This is a genomic window from Hyphococcus luteus, from assembly GCF_002943565.1.
In the GTDB taxonomy this organism is placed as follows: Bacteria; Pseudomonadota; Alphaproteobacteria; order Caulobacterales; family Parvularculaceae; genus Hyphococcus; species Hyphococcus luteus.
In genome coordinates this window covers 141,899-159,688 of sequence record NZ_PJCH01000009.1, presented here as the reverse complement: position 1 = coordinate 159,688, position 17,790 = coordinate 141,899, and the positions used below count along the sequence as shown (strand labels likewise).

Annotated in this window: 14 protein-coding genes, 1 tRNA gene and 1 pseudogene; 6 read left to right on the top strand and 10 right to left on the bottom strand. The window is 62.2% G+C overall.

The features are described 5' to 3' along the window. The 5 genes and pseudogenes from CW354_RS13105 to CW354_RS13075 form a co-directional block, all read right to left on the bottom strand. A pseudogene (locus CW354_RS13105) lies at positions 1-274 on the bottom strand (phosphogluconate dehydratase); the annotation flags it as partial. A 22-nt stretch (positions 275-296) separates the two neighbouring features. Continuing rightward, positions 297-998: a 6-phosphogluconolactonase gene (gene pgl, locus CW354_RS13100; protein WP_104828002.1), complete on the bottom strand. Its 702-nt coding sequence runs from the start codon at positions 996-998 to the stop codon at positions 297-299. A gap of 1 nt (position 999) precedes the next feature. Then, complete coding sequence (gene zwf / locus CW354_RS13095; protein WP_104830547.1) at positions 1,000-2,478, bottom strand: glucose-6-phosphate dehydrogenase; 1,479 nt, start codon at positions 2,476-2,478, stop codon at positions 1,000-1,002. Between the two features lie 1,379 nt (positions 2,479-3,857). Beyond that, positions 3,858-3,935: transfer RNA gene (locus CW354_RS13080), tRNA-Asp, on the bottom strand. Between the two features lie 235 nt (positions 3,936-4,170). Then, a complete protein-coding gene (locus CW354_RS13075) occupies positions 4,171-4,863 on the bottom strand; it encodes a VPLPA-CTERM sorting domain-containing protein (protein WP_104830544.1) in 693 nt (230 codons plus the stop codon). A 121-nt stretch (positions 4,864-4,984) separates the two neighbouring features. Between CW354_RS13075 and CW354_RS13070 the strand changes: the two genes are divergently transcribed. The 6 genes from CW354_RS13070 (at position 4,985) to CW354_RS13045 (ending at position 14,008) form a co-directional block, all read left to right on the top strand. After that, positions 4,985-5,740 carry an alpha/beta hydrolase gene (locus tag CW354_RS13070; protein ID WP_104830543.1) on the top strand — a complete coding sequence of 252 codons (756 nt, stop codon included), beginning with the start codon at positions 4,985-4,987 and terminating at the stop codon, positions 5,738-5,740. 152 nt (positions 5,741-5,892) lie between these two features. Continuing rightward, the gene (locus tag CW354_RS13065; RefSeq protein ID WP_133162308.1) at positions 5,893-6,279 is read left to right on the top strand and encodes a BlaI/MecI/CopY family transcriptional regulator; all 387 of its coding nucleotides are present in this window, start codon (positions 5,893-5,895) and stop codon (positions 6,277-6,279) included. After that, complete coding sequence (locus CW354_RS13060) at positions 6,276-8,585, top strand: M23/M56 family metallopeptidase (RefSeq protein ID WP_104830541.1); 2,310 nt, start codon at positions 6,276-6,278, stop codon at positions 8,583-8,585. The genes CW354_RS13065 and CW354_RS13060 overlap by 4 nt, the downstream gene beginning before the upstream one ends. A gap of 202 nt (positions 8,586-8,787) precedes the next feature. Next, entirely contained in the window at positions 8,788-11,886 is a 3,099-nt protein-coding gene (locus CW354_RS13055; protein WP_104830540.1) for an efflux RND transporter permease subunit, read from the top strand. Between the two features lie 13 nt (positions 11,887-11,899). After that, positions 11,900-13,021, top strand: coding sequence for an efflux RND transporter periplasmic adaptor subunit (locus CW354_RS13050; protein WP_104830539.1), 1,122 nt, complete (start codon positions 11,900-11,902; stop codon positions 13,019-13,021). Positions 13,022-13,381: 360 nt separating this feature from the next. Further along, a complete protein-coding gene (locus CW354_RS13045; protein WP_104830538.1) occupies positions 13,382-14,008 on the top strand; it encodes a peroxiredoxin in 627 nt (208 codons plus the stop codon). 61 nt (positions 14,009-14,069) lie between these two features. On the opposite strand, the gene CW354_RS13040 is transcribed toward CW354_RS13045, so the two are convergent. The 5 genes from CW354_RS13040 to CW354_RS13020 all read right to left on the bottom strand — a co-directional run bounded on the left by CW354_RS13040 (position 14,070) and on the right by CW354_RS13020 (position 17,732). Continuing rightward, the gene (locus tag CW354_RS13040) at positions 14,070-14,360 is read right to left on the bottom strand and encodes an HPr family phosphocarrier protein (RefSeq protein WP_207764792.1); all 291 of its coding nucleotides are present in this window, start codon (positions 14,358-14,360) and stop codon (positions 14,070-14,072) included. Positions 14,361-14,362: 2 nt separating this feature from the next. After that, a complete protein-coding gene (locus CW354_RS13035) occupies positions 14,363-14,773 on the bottom strand; it encodes a PTS sugar transporter subunit IIA (RefSeq protein WP_104830537.1) in 411 nt (136 codons plus the stop codon). Positions 14,774-14,848: 75 nt separating this feature from the next. Then, positions 14,849-16,570 (bottom strand): ATP-binding protein, encoded by a 1,722-nt coding sequence (locus tag CW354_RS13030; protein WP_104830536.1) that lies wholly within the window; start codon positions 16,568-16,570, stop codon positions 14,849-14,851. Between the two features lie 3 nt (positions 16,571-16,573). Continuing rightward, positions 16,574-17,272 carry a response regulator transcription factor gene (locus CW354_RS13025; protein ID WP_104830535.1) on the bottom strand — a complete coding sequence of 233 codons (699 nt, stop codon included), beginning with the start codon at positions 17,270-17,272 and terminating at the stop codon, positions 16,574-16,576. Between the two features lie 103 nt (positions 17,273-17,375). Then, on the bottom strand, positions 17,376-17,732 hold the full coding sequence (locus CW354_RS13020) for a 4a-hydroxytetrahydrobiopterin dehydratase (RefSeq protein ID WP_104830534.1): 357 nt from the start codon (positions 17,730-17,732) through the stop codon (positions 17,376-17,378). Positions 17,733-17,790 lie beyond the last annotated feature (58 nt).

Here is a 17,790-nt window from a genome sequence, read left to right as displayed (position 1 = left end):
CGGGATAGGCCCCGAGCGGCTGATGCGCGGAAAGCATGTCGTTATAAGCGGTGACGATGGCGATGTTCGGCCCGCCGCCTTTCGCAAGCGCGCGTTTTTCATCGGCCCCGCAGGCCGCGGCGGCGTGCGCAAGGTTTCCACACGATACGTGCGAGCGATGCGGGCCTTCCGAGGCGGCCGCGCGCATCTGTTTCAGATACGCCTCGCGCGTCTTCCGGCTTTTCTCGCGCACGCGGTCCGTCACCCGCGCCAGAACGTCATTCAGTTTCGCCACAGAAACTCCTTCGCCAAGCCCTTCACGGGGCCCAGCATACAGACAAATCGGGCCGCATGCGGATAATCGCGCGAACAGGCATGTCTTCGACCGGCCCGGCTTTTAACGCCTGCTCGAATACGCTTCGCTTTTCCACGCCCGTCATCAATAAACAGATATAATGCGCTTCGCTAACCGCGCCGAGTGTCAGCGTCATGCGATCGAGATGCTCTCCGGTCACGGCGCTTTTTTGCGCTTTCACCGCCGCAAGGCGCACGCCGCCGGCGTCAAGCGCACGACCGAGGCCCTGCGCATGAGGAAACCACGACGCCGTATGCCCGTCCGGCCCCATGCCGAGCACGACCACATCGAAAGATCCTTTCACTGTTTCATAGCGGGCTTCCGCCGCGGCCAAGCCTTCCGCCGGGGTCGGCGCATCGGACCACATCCCCACAAAGCGAACATCCGCGGCCCTGTTTTGTTGCAGCTTGGCGCACACGAAACTTTCATTCGAGCCCTCTTCGCCCGGCGCGACCCAGCGTTCATCCACCAAGGCCGCCGTCACGTTCGCCCAATCGAGATCGCGTTTCGACAAAGCCTCGTAAAGGCCCGCCGGCGTCGACCCGCCGGAAAGCGCCATCGCCGCCCCGCCCCGCTCTTCGAGCGCCCGGCGCAAGCGGTCTGCAACATCACCGGCAAGTTGCTCCGCCATGTCATCGCGCGAGGCAAAGTCGATCCGTTTCACCTCAGACGCCCTCGAACCATTCGCGCCCGTCCCGGTCGAGCATCATCGCCGCCTGAGCCGGGCCTTCCGTTCCGGCAGCGTATGCGTAAGCCGGCGTGCCGTCGGCCTCCCACGCCTCAAGAATGCCGTCGACCCAGCGCCACGCCGCCTCGACTTCGTCGCGCCGCATGAAAAGCGCGAGATCGCCGCGCACCACCGCCATCAAGAGCCGCTCATAAGCGTCCGGATAGCGCGCCTTGAATGCGTCGGCGTAAGAAAGGTTCAACGGCACATAGCGAAGACGCATGCCGCCCGGCCCGGGATCCTTGGTCACCAGCAACAACCGCACGCCCTCATCGGGCTGCAACCGGATGACCATGCGCGTCGGCGGCAAGGGCCCGCCGTCATTGATGAGCGCGTGGGCGACTTCCTTGAACTGAATGATAATCTCCGAACGCCGGTCTTTCATGCGTTTGCCGGTGCGCAGGTAAATCGGCATGCCCTTCCAGCGCCAGTTGTCGATATTGGCTTTGATGGCGACGAAGGTTTCGGTCGTGCTTTCAGCGCCCAACTCTTCGGCGTAACCCGGCGCCACTTCGCTGTCCGCGGCGCCCTTGCCGTACTGGCCGCGCACCGTTGTCTGGCGCGCATTGTCTTTCGTGATCGGCCGCAGCGCGCGCAACACCTTGATCTTTTCATCGCGCAGCGTGTCCGGCGAAAGGTCGAGCGGCGGCTCCATGGCGACGAGACATAAAAGCTGCAACAGATGGTTCTGCACCATGTCGCGCAGAGCCCCGGCCTTGTCGTAATAGCTGGCCCGCCCGCCCGCGCCGATGGATTCAGCCACCGTGATCTCGATATGATCGATGGCGTTGGCGTTCCACACCGGCTCGAAGAGCGAGTTCATGAAACGCAGCACGATCAGGTTCTGCACCGTCTCCTTGCCCAGATAATGATCGATGCGGAAAATCGACTCTTCCTCGAAGACCGCGCCCACCGCCTCGTTGATGGCGTGCGCGCTTTGAAGATCCGTGCCGATGGGCTTTTCAAGAACGATGCGCGCGCCGGGCGACTTCAATCCCGCCGCATCGATATTGGCGCTGACGGCGCCGTAAAGGCCGGGCGCGAGCGCGAGATAAAACACCCGCTGCTTGTCTTCTCCGCCGGAGAGCAGGTCTTTCAGCCGGGCCCAGCCCTCGCCGCCCTCTTTGACCGCGTCAAGCTCCGCATAATAAAGCTGGCTTGCGAAAGCCGCCCATTCGCTGTCGTCGATGATCTCATCGGGATGGAATTTGCGGAAACTTTCGATCGCCAGCTTGCGGAACGCGTCATCATCCATGGCCGTGCGCGATACGCCGACGATTTTCGATTCCGCCGGAATCTGGTTGTCGCGCCAGCGGTGAAACAACGCCGGAATGAGCTTGCGCAAAGACAGATCGCCCGCCGCCCCGAACACAACAAGATCGAAAGCGGTCACCGGAATGAAGTGCGAACGCTCCAAGGCAATATCAGTTTTCTCTTTCACTTACTTAGGACCCAAATCTGTAGATTTCTAAACTGGCTCAGTTCTTCGAAAAGCTGCTTCTATTGCGTATAAAAGTCAAACAGGCTTTTACCTTCTGGCATATGACTGCAGGCGCCGGCGAAACCGTTTAAGGGAAAGGCCTCCGGAACACTATAGTAATGACCGGATCAATCCATATCCGACATGGCCCGGCCAGCCCGCATCAACCATCACAGGCATGAGCCGGCGATCTATTCGAAGTATTGTCGAGTTCAGCGCAAGAACAACGCTGCTGTCGTTAGCGAATATAACGAAAATATCAGAGAATCTTAAACTTCGAATGAAGCGCCGGCGCCCCTTAGCCGCGGTCCCAGAGACAATCGCCTCAACTTGGGCGCATGACCTGTGCAGACCGCGACCAATGTCGGCGATAGCCCGCACCCTTGCGACAGTCGGAATCAAAACCAGCCTGAAAAGCTGCTGCGTAGATATTTTTAGTTCCGGCTTGAATTGGGCTCCATGCCGGACATTCGTTTCCCCACGCATTCGCAATGGCGCTATGAAGCCTTTGCGCCCGGCGATAATTGAGTTCGCTTTCAAACAGACCCGTGACCGCCGCCGCTGAATGTTCGCCTATGCTCGCGCCGTTGCTCTTGTTGGAATGGCCGGTGGCTTACTGATTTGTTCAATTCAATTAATATGAGTAATGATATTGTTTTCCGATAGGTTTTTATTCATCACTCACAAGACTATAGAGCCCTCATCATGAACGCGCGGCGGATAACCGATCCATGGACATCACCGGACGTCACGCGATGGCCCACCTTGAAGGGCAGCGCCCCGCTTCCGGTTAGCCTGGCCTACTTACGCCACGCATTTGTTGCAGACATCGCTAGCCTAAACGCCCGAGAAGCGCGTTGCCGTCTTCAGGCTGCGCGGCGCGCCGCCGGCGGGCCCGGGCGTTTGGATGCGGGGCCTGTCAAAGCGCGCAAACAAAGAAGACCAACAGGACGCGCAAGACATCCGCAAAGATCGCCTTGCAAATCCGCCGTGAAACTGAAAGCCGGAAATCCTCCAGCCGGGTGACGCAATATCGTGCGGCGCTTCATCTTTGTCGATCATCACGAATTTGACGGCTCAGTCATAAGCAGACAGGACGCCCAACCAGCGAACAGCGATTTCCGCCGCCACACTCGATAGCAGCCGGTTCTTTGAGACTGCCGACACCGCCGCTGACCGTGACTCCGCCCCGCCAGATGGCCGACAAGCGAACAACAGGAAGAGCCTTTCTCACGGACAAGGTTGGAGCAAGCCGCGGAAATGAGCCTGAATTTAACGGAATAGGAAAAGCGGTCGGAGCCAAGTAATTGATTTACTGGCGCGAGTGACGGGACTTGAACCCGCGACCTCCGGCGTGACAGGCCGGCGCTCTAACCAAACTGAGCTACACCCGCAAAGCTTGCCCGCAAGACATGCGCCGACGGTCAAGACGGGGCGGTTTAAGTCAGCCGCACGGCCCCGTCAAGCCGGAAATGCAAGTCTGCACGGGGGTTTCATCGCCGCCCCTTAAGCGGCGGAGAGGCTCGCCGGAATTTCCACAGAAACGGCGCCGGCGGGGCCCATAAAAAAGCGCGAGAGCCCTGACCGGCCCTCGCGCCCTTTGATCGCATGAAGTGAAGCGCCGGCGCTTTAAGCGCGGGCGGATTTGCGCTTTTTGCGGCCGAAGAAACCGACGCCCGCAAGCCCCGACAGGAAGATCGGCAGCGCCGCCGGCAGCGGCACTTCCGAGACGCCCTCGTCGCCCGTCACCTGCACCGCATAGCCGGTCGCGCCGCCATGATCTTCGCGCAGGACCTGAAGGAAGTGAGAGCCCGCCGTCAGATTGCCGATATTCAAGATCAGCTCACCCAGAGACGCGCCGCCGGGATGCAGCTCGCCGCCGAGATAAACGCCGTCGAGCCAGACGAAGATGCCGTTGTCGACGCCGAAATTGGCGACGACATTGCTGAGGCCGGTCGCGCCCGCGTCGATTTCATAGATGATCGCAGTTTCGGTTTCGACCGCCCAGGTCGAGGGAATCGCTTCCGGCGCCGCGCCCCAAGTCCCGCCTGGAGAGGACGGCGTCGAGAGCCACGCGCCGAGGGCGGCGGCCGCCGCGCTCAGATCCGGCTCCGGCGCGGGATCGATGTTCGGATCGTCAGACGTGCCGGCGTCCGGGAAAAGCGCCGACGTGCCGTTAAGGCTGCCGCCGATGCCGTCATTGTAATAACCTGCAGTCGAATTATCGATCAGCGTGATCGCCGCCGACGCCTGTGACATCGCTGCGATCGAAAAAAGACCTGCCGTCGCCAGAGCGGCGGTTGCCTTCGTCAAGTTGCGCATAAGAACAAGTCCCCCTTAATTTAAACGCGCCTCCGCCTTGGAGGCCGCCGCAGATCGGCGTGCATTAACCATACGCCAAATGCTGCAGCGCGTCGAGCCGATTTAAAGGAAGATCCCCATCATGAGCGCGCCCGCCCCCGCTTCCCATTTCGACGGCCCTCACGGTCGTCTCGCTTTTCGCCGCCGGTCCGGCGCGTCAGCCGGCGAACCCGGCATTGTCTGGCTCGGCGGCTTTCGCTCCGACATGCTCGGGACCAAGGCCGAGTTCCTCTACCAGTGGGCGGCGGATCGGGGCCGTCCATTCCTGCGCTTTGATTATTCCGGCCATGGCGAATCCGACGGCGCCTTCGAGGACGGATCGATCGGCGCGTGGTTCGAGGACGCCCTGGCGGCCTTCGATAATCTGACCGAAGGCCCGCAAATTCTCGTCGGCTCCTCCATGGGCGGCTGGATCGCCGCGCTGTTGGCGCTGAAGCGGCCGGAGCGCGTCGCCGCCATCGTCTTCATCGCCCCGGCCCCGGATTTCACCGAAAGGCTGATGTGGCCGTCTTTCACCGAGGAGCAGCGCCGGACGATCATGGAGGAAGGGCGCCTCGAGCAGCCTTCCGATTATTCCGACGAGCCGGAAGTGATCACGGCGAAGCTGATCGAGGACGGGCGCAAACATCTCCTCATGACCGGCTCTGTGCCCATTCGCGTTCCCGTGCGCATCCTGCAGGGCATGCGCGACGACGCCGTGCCTTACGCCCACGCCCTCGCCTTCGCCGAGATGCTGGAGAGCGCTGATGTGGAGATCTTGATGACGCCCCATGGCGACCACCGGCTCTCGACCGAGGCCGATCTCGAGCGCCTCGCCGCCGTGCTTTCTTCTCTTTAGCCTTCTCCATTCGCCGCAGCCCGGTTTCGGTTCGTCGCAGAATCCCGCCGCAAGCCTTGAAACGCCTTGCGACAAGTGTCGCAAAGAGGTAGGATGGCCACAAATGTCGCAGGGGGCGTCTGCGCGTCCCCGCATCAGTGCTGGACGCCGTCATGACCGACCTTAAAGGGACCGACCCGACCAAACCGGAACTCGCCATCCTGAAACTCCTGTGGCGCTCGAAAGAGATGAACGCGCGGGAAATCCACCGCGATATCGAACAGGATTTCGGCTGGTCCTACTCCACCGTGCGCACGGTTCTCGAACGCATGGCGGACAAGGGGCTGATTTCCAAAACCCCGGCGGACGGCGTCAACATTTACGAACCCCAGGTCGGCAAGGTCGCGCTTTTGTCGCGCATGATCGCCGATTTTTCCAAACGCGTTCTCGAACTCGACACGACGCCCGCAGCGGCGTTTTTCGCCGATTCGAAACTCCTCAGCGAAGACGAAATCGAAGAACTCGAAGACGTCCTCAGAAAAACGGAGAAGGAACAATGAGCGCCTTGATCGAACCGTTTTTCTACTGCCTTCTGGCGTCGATAGTTTGGGCACCGATCATTTTCATCGCCGCCGCGCAAATCGCAGGCCCGGCGAAAAGCCCCGCCGGCGCCCGGCCCCTGGCCGGGCTTGTCTGGCCGGCGGCGCTCGTCCTCGCAGCCCTGCCCGTTCTCATCGCGCCGGTCGCCGCCGCGTTCGGCTTCTCCTTACGCGCGCCCGCGCCCCTGCCCCCGATGGCGGAGATCGCCACGCCCGCTACTATGATCCAGCCGGCGCTTGATGAAACCGTTATTTATACGAGACCCGCGGCGCCGTCCCTCGCGGATATCCTGCGCCTTGCAGCGGTCATTTATTTCTACAGCTTTGTGATGTTTTTCATCCTGGCGGCGGTGCGCCATGTCTGGTTCGCCTATCGCCTCAACTACGCCCTGCCGGCGGACGAACCGAAGCTTGTCGATGCGCTCGAAGGCTGGCGCAAGCGCATCGGCGTCAAACGCGCCCCGCGTTACGTGTTCTCTCATATCGTTTCAAGCGTTTGCGTTTACGGCTATTTCCGCCCGGTCGTCGTCATGCCTTACAATCTTCTCGACCGGGTTTCGATCGAAGATGCGGCGCTCATGGGGGCGCATGAAATGGCGCATGTGAAGCGCGGCGACGTGGCCCTCTTTGCGCTTTGCTCGGTTGTGAAGGCGGTTTTCTGGTTTAACCCGTTCATGCACCGCATCTGCGCGCGCGCAACGCTCGCCGCGGAGCAAGGCGCCGATGCGCTGGTGCTGGCGCGCGGCGTCGACCGGCGCCAATACGCCCAATGTTTCGTGCAGGGCCTGCGTCTCGCCGCCGGCGCGCGCAATGGTTTCGCCGGCGAACTCATTCCGTCCTTCACGCCGTTCGACAAACGCTCGCGCCGCGAACGTCTCGACGCCATCCTGACGGGCGCGCCGGAAAAACCGCTTTTGAGCGCCGCCGGCAAACTCGGCCTCGCCGCCAGCGCCGCGGCCGCCGCAGGGCTCGCCTTCGCCCAGGCCGCCTTCGCGGTCTCGCCGCCCGAACCGCGCCAGGCGCTGACCGTTGCGCCGGTCGACGGCGAGATCACGGCGAAATTCGGCGTAAAGAGAAAACTTTTCGGGGAAGAGCTCCCCGCCCATAACGGCGTCGACGTCAAAGCCGCGCGCGGCGAACCGGTGCGCGCCGCCGGCGACGGCAAAGTGATCGACGCCACCGACCGCTATCACGGCAAGGACTCCTGGGGCAAAGTCGTCGTCATCGATCACGGCCACGGCCTCGTCACCCGCTATGCGCATCTCGATAGCTATGTGGTGCGCAAAGGCGAGCGCATCGACGCCGGAGACGTCATCGGCGCCGTGGGCTCCACCGGCAAGACAACCGGCCCGCATCTTCACTTTGAAGTCATCGCCGATGGCGAAATGGTGGACCCCATGCCGGTCCTCGCGCCGACTGCCGCGCCGCGCCCGCTGATGCCGTCCGCTCCGGAAGCGAACGCGCCCTCCGCGCCCGCAGCGCCGCTGAAACCGGAAGCGCAAACCAGGAGAACCCGCAGCGTCATGCTGTCGCCGGTCGGCGAATATCGACTCGAAATCGATGGCGAAAACGGCGCCGACATCGAGTTTGACGAGAAGAAAACCCGCAAGCTGGCCGACAAACTGGCGCGCCTTGAAGAGCGCATGTTTGAACAGTTCGGGAAGGTCGACGCCTTCAAGGATCTCGAAGGCATGACGTTCCGTTTCAATGATTTTGAGCTTGACGGTTTCGACGGCGCCGATGAACTGACTGACATGCTCAACGGCAAAACGCTGAACCTGAAAGACGTTGCCGATCTGGAAATCTCTTTTCCGGACATGACGCGCGCCTTCGCCGAAGCGCGTCTCAGCGAAGAGGAGATGGAAGACATTCGCCGCCAGCGCGAAGACGCCATAGCAAGCGCCGCCGACGCGATCGAGCTGGCGCGCGAGCGTCTGGCCGATACGCGCGAAGCGCGCCGTGACGCTGCGCAGGAAAGGCGCGAGGCCGCGCGCGACCGCGCCGAAGCCAGAAAAGAAATGGAGCGCGACTTGCGCGAGGCCCGCCGTGAACATGAAGCTGACATGAAAGCCTTCAAGCGCGAAGTCGCACGCGCGCGCGCTGAGGCGGAGCGCGAAATAGAACGCGCTTATAGCGAAGAAGAAATGCTCGCCCGGCGCGAAGACGCGATCCGCGACGTCAAGGCCGATCTTGAGCGTGAACTCGCGGAAATCGAACAGCGCCGCAAGGAAATCAAGAAGGCTGCGAAAGACGCCGCCAAGCGTTAACGGCCCTTAAAGAATCCGCCGCCTGAAACCCTATCGCTTCACCGCATCTCTCAGGCGCTTTGTCGATAAGCGGATGCGCCGGCCTTTAAAAAAGGCGAGATTATCAGGAAAAACCGCAGGCCTTTGTAAAGGCTGCGCAGCTCGTCCGCGCGATCATCCGACGCCGACAGACAGGACGATGCTTTCCGGAGGAGCTTGCACAATGGGTCTGACCCGGCTTTGCCTGAAAAACCCCGCTGCGGCTGCGGTCGTGCTCGCCCTCATTACACTGCTCGGCGCGCTCTCGATTTCGCAATTGCCGGTGCAGCTTTTCCCGGCGATCGAACGCCCGCAAATCGGGATATGGACCGGCTGGCGCGCCGCCTCGCCGCGCGAAGTCGAAAGCGAAATCACCGAACCTATCGAACGCGAATTGCGCGGCATGCCCGGCGTCACCGTCATGCAATCCTGGTCGAACCAGGGCGGCGCGTGGATCTCGCTCGAATTCGCCCTCGGCACAGACATGGACAAAGCGTTCTCCGAAGTGAACGCGCGCATGCAGCAGGTGCGCGGCCTGCCCGCCGATGCGGACCGTCCGCGCATCAATAACGGCGGCGGCGGGGACGCCGGCGAAACCCTTATTTACCTGTTCCTGCAACGCCTGCCCGGCGCCGACAATCCCGATATGAAGCTGGGCGATTTCGCCGAACAGCGCATCCTGCCCGAACTTGAAGCCGTGCCCGGCGTCGCCAGCGTCGACATTCAGGCCAATGACGGCGAGCGCATTCTGAAAATAGAATTCGATCCCTTTCTCGCCGCACAACTTGGCGTATCGCTCGACGAAATCGCGCAGAACGTCAATCGCTCCACCGACGTCACCGGCGGCTCGGTCGATATCGGGCGGCGCAACTACACCATGCGGTTTGAGGGCCGTTTCACCGCGGATCAGCTCAGCGAAACCATCCTCGCCTGGCGCGACGGCGCCCCGGTGCGGCTTGGCGATATCGCCGACATCTCCGTCGCCGTGGACCGGCGCAACGAAGAAATCGTCTATCAGAACGGCAACCCGGCGATCGGCATGCGCGTCATGCGCCAGCCCGGCGCCAACACGCTGGAAGCGATCGACGCGCTAACGGCTGTCGTTGACGATTTGAACGCCGGCCTGCTTGCGGAAATGGGCTACTCGATCCAGAAAAGCTTCGACCCGTCGGTCTTTATCAAACGCGCCATTTCGCTTTTGACCGGCAACCTTCTCCTTGGCGTCATGCTTGCGGTCGCCGCCTTGTGGCTGTTCCTGCGCCGCGCCGCGGCCACGCTGGTCATCGCCGCGGCGATCCCGATCTGCCTGATGGCGACGCTTGTGGTGCTCAATCTCTTCGGGCGCTCCATCAATGTGATTTCGCTGGCCGGCCTCGCCTTCGCCACGGGCATGGTGCTGGACGCCGCCATCGTCGTGCTCGAAAATTTCGTGCGCCTGCGCGAGGAAGGCCGCTCACCTTACGAAGCCGCCGAAGCGGCGGTCGGCCAGGTCTTCGGCGCGCTCTTCGCCTCGACGGTGACCACCGTGGCGATCTTTATTCCGATCATGTTCTTCGAGGATGTCGAGGGCCAGCTTTTCGCCGACCTCGCGCTCACCATCGCCATCGCCGTCTCGTTCAGCCTCATTGTCGCCGTGACGCTGTTGCCCACCGGCGCGCGGTTTTTCGTGAAAGGCAAAGCCGCCAAAGAGACGGCGAAGGGAGACCGTCCGCTCTTCGCGCAGCGTCTCGCCGACGCCATCATCCGCCTCACCGCCACCAATAAGCGCCGCCTCGCCATTATCGGATCGCTGACGGCGCTGCCGGTTCTCATCGTTTATCTTCTTTTCCCGCAACTGAATTACCTGCCGCCAGTGAAACGCGACGCCGTCGACGCTTTCATCAGCTTTCCGTCCGGCGCCAGCCCGGACATGGTCCGCACCGAATTCGCCGACGTCGTTGTCGAAAGAATGCAGCCCTATATGGACGGCGAGAAGGAGCCGGCGCTGCGCAATTACTATCTTTTCGCCGGCAATAATGGCGGCAATATCGGCGTCAGGATTCTCGACCAGTCCCGCATCGGCGAGATGGTCGACATTGTGAACAACGAAATTCTGGCGGGCTTTCCGGACACCCGCGCCTTCGGCGCCCAGGGCGATCTTTTCGGCAATTTCGGCGGCCAGGGCTCGATCAACCTGCAGCTCCAGGCGGCGGATTACGCTGCGCTGACGGAAGCGGTGCCCGACGCCATGGGCGTCATTCAGTCGGCCCTGCCGGGCGCGCAGGTCTGGCCCAATCCCGACCCGCAAGTTGTGACGCCGGAATTGCGCCTTGTCCCGAATGACCGGCGCATCGCCGAAGTCGGTCTCACCCGCGACGCCGTCGCCCGCGCCGTGCGTTCGCTCGGCGACGGCCAATGGCTCGGCGAGTTTTTCCACGAAGACGGACGCATCGACGTCATCTTGCAGGCGAAAGACTGGTCGGAGCCCGAATATCTCGACTCGACACCCATTGCGACGCCCTCGGGCGTCGTGGTGCCGCTCGGCGAGCTCGTCACCGTCACGCGCAGCGTCGGCCCGCAGCAGATCCGCCGGCTCGATGCGCGGCGCACGATTTCGCTGGGCATCACGCCGCCGGAAGGCATGGCGCTCGGCCCCGCCGTCGATGCGCTGAAAAAGAATGCGCAAAAGCAGCTCTACGAAATCCTGCCGCCGGGCTCTTCCATCAAATGGGGCGGCGATGCGGATTCGCTGGCGCGGGCGGTCAACAATCTCGGCGCCAACTTTTTCCTCGCCATCTTCATTCTCTTTCTCATCATGGCGGCGCTCTTCAAGTCGGTGAAAGACGCAGGGCTCGTCATCGTCACCCTGCCCATGGCGGCGGTCGGCGGCGTTCTCGCCATCCGCGCCCTCGATCTCGTCAAGACGACGCCGCTCGACCTTCTCGGCATGATCGGCTTCATCATCCTGCTCGGCCTCGTGGTGAACAACGCCATCCTCCTGATGGCGCAGACCCGCGCCTCGGAAAGAGACGGCCGGTCCCGCACGGAAGCGGTGCGCGAAGCGCTGACCCTGCGCATCCGGCCGATCTTCATGTCAACCTCGACGACGCTGATGGGCATGCTGCCGCTGGTGCTCGCGCCCGGCGCCGGCAGCCTCATCTATCGCGGCCTCGCCACCGTCATTGTCGGCGGCATGGCGGTCTCCACCCTTTTCACCCTCGTCCTCTTGCCGGCGCTGATGCAGCTCGGCGCGGAACGCGCGGCCCCCGAAACGCGCGGCCTCGCCCTGCAACCAGCGGAATAAAGGAGCTTTATTCATGAACCGGAAATTGATTTTCGCAGGCGGCGCCGGACTGGCGCTGATCGCAGCGGCAAGCGGCGCCTATCTTTACGGCGGCCATGTGGGCGCTGGCGGCGAGGACGAAAGCGCCGCCGCGGCAGCCCAGCAAGGCCCGCCGCCGGCCCCGGTCGTCGTCGCCAAAGCGGAAACGAGAAACCTCGCGCCGCGCGCCGAAACGCCGGGCGCCGTCGTCTCGACGCGCGACAGCCGCGTCGCCGCCGCGACATCCGGCAAGATCGAGTGGGTCGCCGAGGTCGGCGCTGAAGTCGAAGAAGGCGACGTCATCGCCCGGCTCGAACAGGCGGATGCAAAATTCACGCGCGACGACACGGCGGCGCAGGTGCGGCGTCTGCGCGCCCGCGCCGATTATCTCGACAGTTTCTACCAGCGTTTCGTCGGCCTCGAAGAAGCGGGCGAATCCGAAGCCTCCATGGATGAAATGCGGTCGAACCGGGACGAGGCGATCCAGGCGCTGCGTCAGGCTGAAGTCGCGCTTGAGCGCGCCGAGATCAATCTCAAGCGCACCGAAGTAAAAGCGCCTTTCGCCGGCCGCGTGGTCTCTCAGGAAGCGCAGGCCGGCGAATACGCCAATCCGGGCACGGAGCTTATCCGCCTTGTGGACACGCATCACCTGGAAGTGACGGCGCGCGCGCCAGCAGGCCTCACCCGCAATATCCAGCCGGGCGACAGGATAAGAGTCGCCAACGGCGCCGAAACGCTCGACGCGACCTTGCGCGCCGTCGTGCCCGTCGGGGACGAGCGCTCGCGCATGCTCGAAATCCGCCTCGAACTGCCCGAAACCAACTGGTATATCGGCTCAGCCGTGCGCGTGAACCTGCCGTCGGACGCGGCGCGACGGGTGACGGCGGCGCCGCGCGACGCGCTGGTGTTAAGGGCCGACCGGATCAGCGTTTACGTCGTCGGCGAAGACAAGATCGCGCGGCGCGTCGATGTCGAGCTTGGCGCGGCGGAAGGCGGCTATATCGAAGTGATCGGCGATATCGCGCCCGGAGACGACGTCGTCATTCGCGGCGGAGAGCGCCTGCGCGACGGCCAACCGGTCGTGCTGTCCAGCACAACGGCAAGCCCCTCTGCGTGAGCTGGCGGCGCTCGCGCGCCTGCGACAGATTAGTCGCGCACACAAAACGGGAACGGGACGGCGTATTTCCGTGCGCGCAGATCGCGCCGGCGGGAAAGCCGCCGCACGCTGCGCAGATGCTCTGCGCTGCATTTTAAACCGTTTATCCATGATGCGGCCATGAATTGCGGCGAAGGCTGCAGCGCCTCCCTCGCGCAACTCCGGGCTCAGGCGGCCTATCGAATATTCCAATATTCGTAATTAAGAATATTAACTTGAATTCTCCGTCTCGCACGACGATAACTAAAACAGACTAAACAGCATTTATGCGTTGAAATCAGCTCCGCCTTAAAGGCGGTTGCCATAAGAAAGGAAAAGACAATGGCGCTCAGAATTGGCGACACAGCTCCGGATTTTAAAATTGAAACGACCCAAGGCGAAATTAGCCTGCATGATTGGGCGGGCGATTCATGGGTGTTCTTTTTCAGTCACCCGGCCGACTTCACGCCGGTCTGCACGACGGAAATGGGCCGCACGTCGCAGCTTGCTGATGAGTTCGCCAAACGCAACGTGAAGCCTCTTGGGCTGTCAACGGACACTGTCGAAGAACACAACAAGTGGATCCTCGACGTCAACGACACGCAGAAGACCAATCTACAATTTCCGATCGTCGCCGATCCGGACCTCAAAATCGCAAAGCTCTATGAGATGATCCATCCGTCGGAAAGCGACACGCAGGCGGTCCGCTCCGTCTACATCATCGACCCGAACAAAAAGATCCGGCTAATGATAACCTATCCCATGAGCGTCGGCCGCAATTTCGACGAGATCCTGCGGGTGATCGACGCGCTTCAAACCAGCGACGCCAACAAGATCGCGACGCCGGCGGACTGGACGCCCGGAGACAAGGTGATTATCCCGCCCTCCATCAGCAACGAAGACGCGAAAGGCATGTTCCCGCAAGGCTGGGACGAACTGCGCCCTTACCTGCGCCTGACCAAGGTCTAACGCTTCAGAAAACGCAAGGGCTGCTGCGGCGGCCCTTGCAATTCGCGCAACCGATTTTCCGTCAGTCCTTTTCGCCGAAGCGGTCCTGCACCATCTTGACGATGGCGTCGACGGCTTCCTCAGCCTGCGGACCGGTCGCTGAAATTTCGAGCTTGGCGCCTTTGCTGGCGAGCAGCATCAACAGATCGAGCTGCGAGTCCGCAAGCGCGACGCGCTCATTGTTGCGCACCGTGACTTCCGCGTCGTAGGATTTGGCGAGCGCCGACAGGTAGCGCGACGGGCGGATGTGAAGGCCGAGCTTGTTGCAGACCTCGACGGTCGCGGTCACCGGCTCTTCCTTGTCTTCAGACACGTTTAATCCGCCGCCTCGCCCGAAAGCACCCAGGACGCAACATTGATGTATTTGCGCCCCGCCTCATGCGCGGCCTTCACGGCTTCGGCGAGATCGTCCTCGCCGCGGGCGGACGCCAGCTTGATCAGCATCGGCAGATTGACGCCCGCGACCACCTCGGCGTTCGCTTTTTCCATGACGGAAATCGCGAGGTTCGACGGCGTGCCGCCGAACATGTCCGTGAGGATGATCACGCCTTCGCCAGTGTCGACGGCCTTCGCCGCCTCGAGAATATCCTGCCGGCGCTTTTCCATATCGTCGTCGGGACCGATGGAGACGGCTTTCACCTGCTCCTGCGGTCCGACGACATGTTCAGCGGCGGAAAGGAACTCTTCCGCAAGGCGCCCATGGGTGACGACAACAAGACCGATCATTCTTTTCGCATCCAACTCCTTATGCGCGCCAGTATGGTGCTGGTTTGTTCAACGATGTCTAGGAAAAAACGACGTTTACCGGCCCGGAAGCTCTACAATAAAGCGCGCGCCCTTGCGCTCGCCTTCCGGGCAGTCAGGATCGACCAGGCGGTTTTCGGCGTAAATCCGACCGCCGTGGGAGTTAACAATTTGCCGGGAAATCGCAAGGCCGAGCCCGGAATTATTGCCGAAGGCCGACCCTTGAGGCCGCTTGGTGTAAAAACGGTTGAAAATCGAATCGAGATTGTCCGGCGGGATGCCCGGCCCGTCATCCTCGACGATAATGCGGGCGAGCCCGTTGCGCGCCGTCGCCGGCTCGAGCCGCACGCGCACTTCGCCGCCCTCCGGGCTGAAAGAACGCGCATTATCGATGAGATTGCGGATCACCTGGCTCAGCGCCGTGGGATTGCCGAGCATATAGGCGGGCTGCATGGGCTCGTCGAAAACGACGCGCACGTCGCCATCCTTGGCCGTGTCTGCATAAGTGGCGACGATATCCTTGATCAGCTTGCCGAGATCGATCGCCTCGCGGCTCTCGCGCGCCAGCTCCGCGTCGAGACGCGAGGCGTTTGAAATGTCGGTGATCAGCCGGTCCATGCGCGCCACGTCTTTCTGGATGACGGCGAGCAGTTTCGCCTGCTGCTCCGGCGTCTTGGCGATCTTCAGGGTCTCGGCGGCGCTGCGGATCGAAGTCAGCGGGTTTTTCAATTCGTGGGAGACATCGGCGGCGAAACTTTCAATGGCGTCGATGCGCGCATAGATCGCCTGAGTCATGGATTTCAGGGACCCGGAAAGCTCGCCGATTTCGTCCTTGCGGTTGGTGAAATCGGGAATGCGCGCGCGCCCCGCCGCGGCGATGCCTTCGCGCACCTTGTCGGACGCAATCGCCAGTTGACGAATCGGCTGCGCGATCATGGTCGTCAGGAGAAGCGACGACAGGATCGCCGCCGCCACCGCCCACCCGAAAAACGGAAGGATAGAAAGACGCGCCTCTTCCACAAGCGTGTCGATGCCGCCGCTTTCCGCGGTCACGATGCCGTAGATCGCCTGCACGCGGCGGATCGGCACCGAGACGGAGGCGACAAGCTCGCCCTCCTCGTCTAGGCGCACGGAGGCGGCGCCGCGTTCGGCGGCGAAAGGCGAAGAAGCGAGCGCGGCGTTCAACTCGTCCTCGAGGGACCGGCGCGCCGCTTCGGCGCGATAATCGCGGGAGAAAAACCGCGACAGCCGGCGCCAGATTCCCTCTTCCTCCAGCACTTCCATCAAAGCGCCGCCCTCGTCGAGAGGCGGCAGGCTCTGAGCGACGATTTCGTCCTCGCGCAAGACGACGTCTTCGATGAGCAGCGCATTGGCGTTGGAAACCGGCGGGTCCTGAAAGGTCTGCGGGGCGTTGAAGATCCGCACCCGGCCTTCGAAACTGTCCCAGACGCGGTTGAAAACCTCGCGCACGTCGCGCTGACTTAGAGAGAGCGCGCAAACGGCTTCGCCTTCCTGGCTTTGGATGTCGGCGGCCTCCACCGGCTGGCAAGTGGTTTCGTCGATCGCCACCTGCGCGAGAACATCGGCGATGATCTGCGCCTGGGCGCGCACCCCTTCGAGTTTCGCCTGGATGAGGCCGTCGCGATACTGCGTCAGCGCGAAGGAGCCGAGAAGGAGAATGACAAGGCCGATAAGATTGGCGAGGACAATGGTCAGCGTCAGCCGCGACACCGCCATCGGCGCGCGTCTTCGCCGCGCGATCCCGCCCTCTTCACTCATGCTTTATGAGGCGTCCTTATATTTGTAGCCGACGCCGTATAATGTTTCGATGGAATCGAACTCCTTGTCGACCTGACGGAATTTCTTCCGCACCCGTTTGATGTGGCTGTCGATGGTGCGGTCGTCCACATAGACCTGATCGTCATAGGCCGCATCCATCAGCGCGTCGCGGCTTTTGACGAAACCGGGCCGCTGCGCCAGCGCTTCAAGGATAAGGAATTCCGTCACCGTCAAAACGACCGGCTGGCCTTTCCAGGTGCAGGCGTGGCGCATGGGATCGAGCGTCAGCTCGCCCCGGCGCATGATTTTCTTTTCTTCCTCTTCCGTCGGCGTTTCGCCCGCCTGGTTGCGGCGCAGAACCGCCTTCACCCGTTCGAGCAGGAGGCGCTGGGAAAAAGGCTTCTTGACGTAATCGTCCGCGCCCATGGTGAGGCCTAAAACCTCGTCGATCTCCTCGTCCTTCGAGGTCAGGAAGATCAGCGGCAGGCTGGAGTTCTGGCGGATGCGGCGCAGAAGCTCCATGCCGTCCATGGTCGGCATCTTGATGTCGGAGACCACCATGTCCGGCGGCGTGGCGTTGATAAACTCGAGCGCCGCCGCGCCGTCTTCGAACGTTTTCACCTTATGGCCTTCCGCCTCGAGCGCGATGGACACCGAGGTCAGGATGTTTTCGTCATCATCGACGAGCGCGATAGTCGCCATCTTTCTTCAATCCCCTTGTGAATTCAGCACCTTACTAGATACGCCCGCAGGCGTATAGAAGGCGCGGGCAAGGCGTTTTTGTGTCCGGCGGCGGTTTTTCGGCCTAATCCTGGCCCGCCGCGGCGTCGATGAAGCCCGCCAGCGCCACATCCCGCTCGGAAAGCCCGCCGGCGTCATGGGTCGTCAGCGTGATCTCGACCCGATTATAGACATTGAACCATTCGGGGTGATGATCGGCCTTTTCCGCGGCCAGCGCCACCCGGCACATAAAGCCCCACGCCTCGTTGAAATCGTCAAAGGCGAAGCTCTTTTTCACTGCATCCCGGTCCTCGACCGGGGCCCAGCCGGGACGGTCCTTCAGGAACGCCGCCCGCGCCTCAGGGCTCAGTTTTTCGACCATTCGGGGCCTCCGTTTGCTGGCGTCCCTGCAGGATTTAGGGACGGCAGGGCTCTTTGTCATGCCTTGTTCGCCCCGGGCAAGTCATGGCTGCCTGGAGCGCAATTGACAATCATTATCA

Excerpts from the sequence above, each read along its gene's own strand:
- CW354_RS13055 (WP_104830540.1), top strand. The coding sequence starts at position 8,788 with ATGGGTCTGACCCGGCTTTGCCTGAAAAACCCCGCTGCGGCTGCGGTC.
- CW354_RS13050 (WP_104830539.1), top strand. The coding sequence starts at position 11,900 with ATGAACCGGAAATTGATTTTCGCAGGCGGCGCCGGACTGGCGCTGATC.
- CW354_RS13065 (WP_133162308.1), top strand. The coding sequence starts at position 5,893 with ATGACCGACCTTAAAGGGACCGACCCGACCAAACCGGAACTCGCCATC.
- CW354_RS13075 (WP_104830544.1), bottom strand. The coding sequence starts at position 4,863 with ATGCGCAACTTGACGAAGGCAACCGCCGCTCTGGCGACGGCAGGTCTT.
- CW354_RS13035 (WP_104830537.1), bottom strand. The coding sequence starts at position 14,773 with ATGATCGGTCTTGTTGTCGTCACCCATGGGCGCCTTGCGGAAGAGTTC.
- CW354_RS13020 (WP_104830534.1), bottom strand. The coding sequence starts at position 17,732 with ATGACAAAGAGCCCTGCCGTCCCTAAATCCTGCAGGGACGCCAGCAAA.
- CW354_RS13045 (WP_104830538.1), top strand. The coding sequence starts at position 13,382 with ATGGCGCTCAGAATTGGCGACACAGCTCCGGATTTTAAAATTGAAACG.
- CW354_RS13060 (WP_104830541.1), top strand. The coding sequence starts at position 6,276 with ATGAGCGCCTTGATCGAACCGTTTTTCTACTGCCTTCTGGCGTCGATA.
- CW354_RS13070 (WP_104830543.1), top strand. The coding sequence starts at position 4,985 with ATGAGCGCGCCCGCCCCCGCTTCCCATTTCGACGGCCCTCACGGTCGT.
- CW354_RS13030 (WP_104830536.1), bottom strand. The coding sequence starts at position 16,570 with ATGAGTGAAGAGGGCGGGATCGCGCGGCGAAGACGCGCGCCGATGGCG.
- CW354_RS13025 (WP_104830535.1), bottom strand. The coding sequence starts at position 17,272 with ATGGCGACTATCGCGCTCGTCGATGATGACGAAAACATCCTGACCTCG.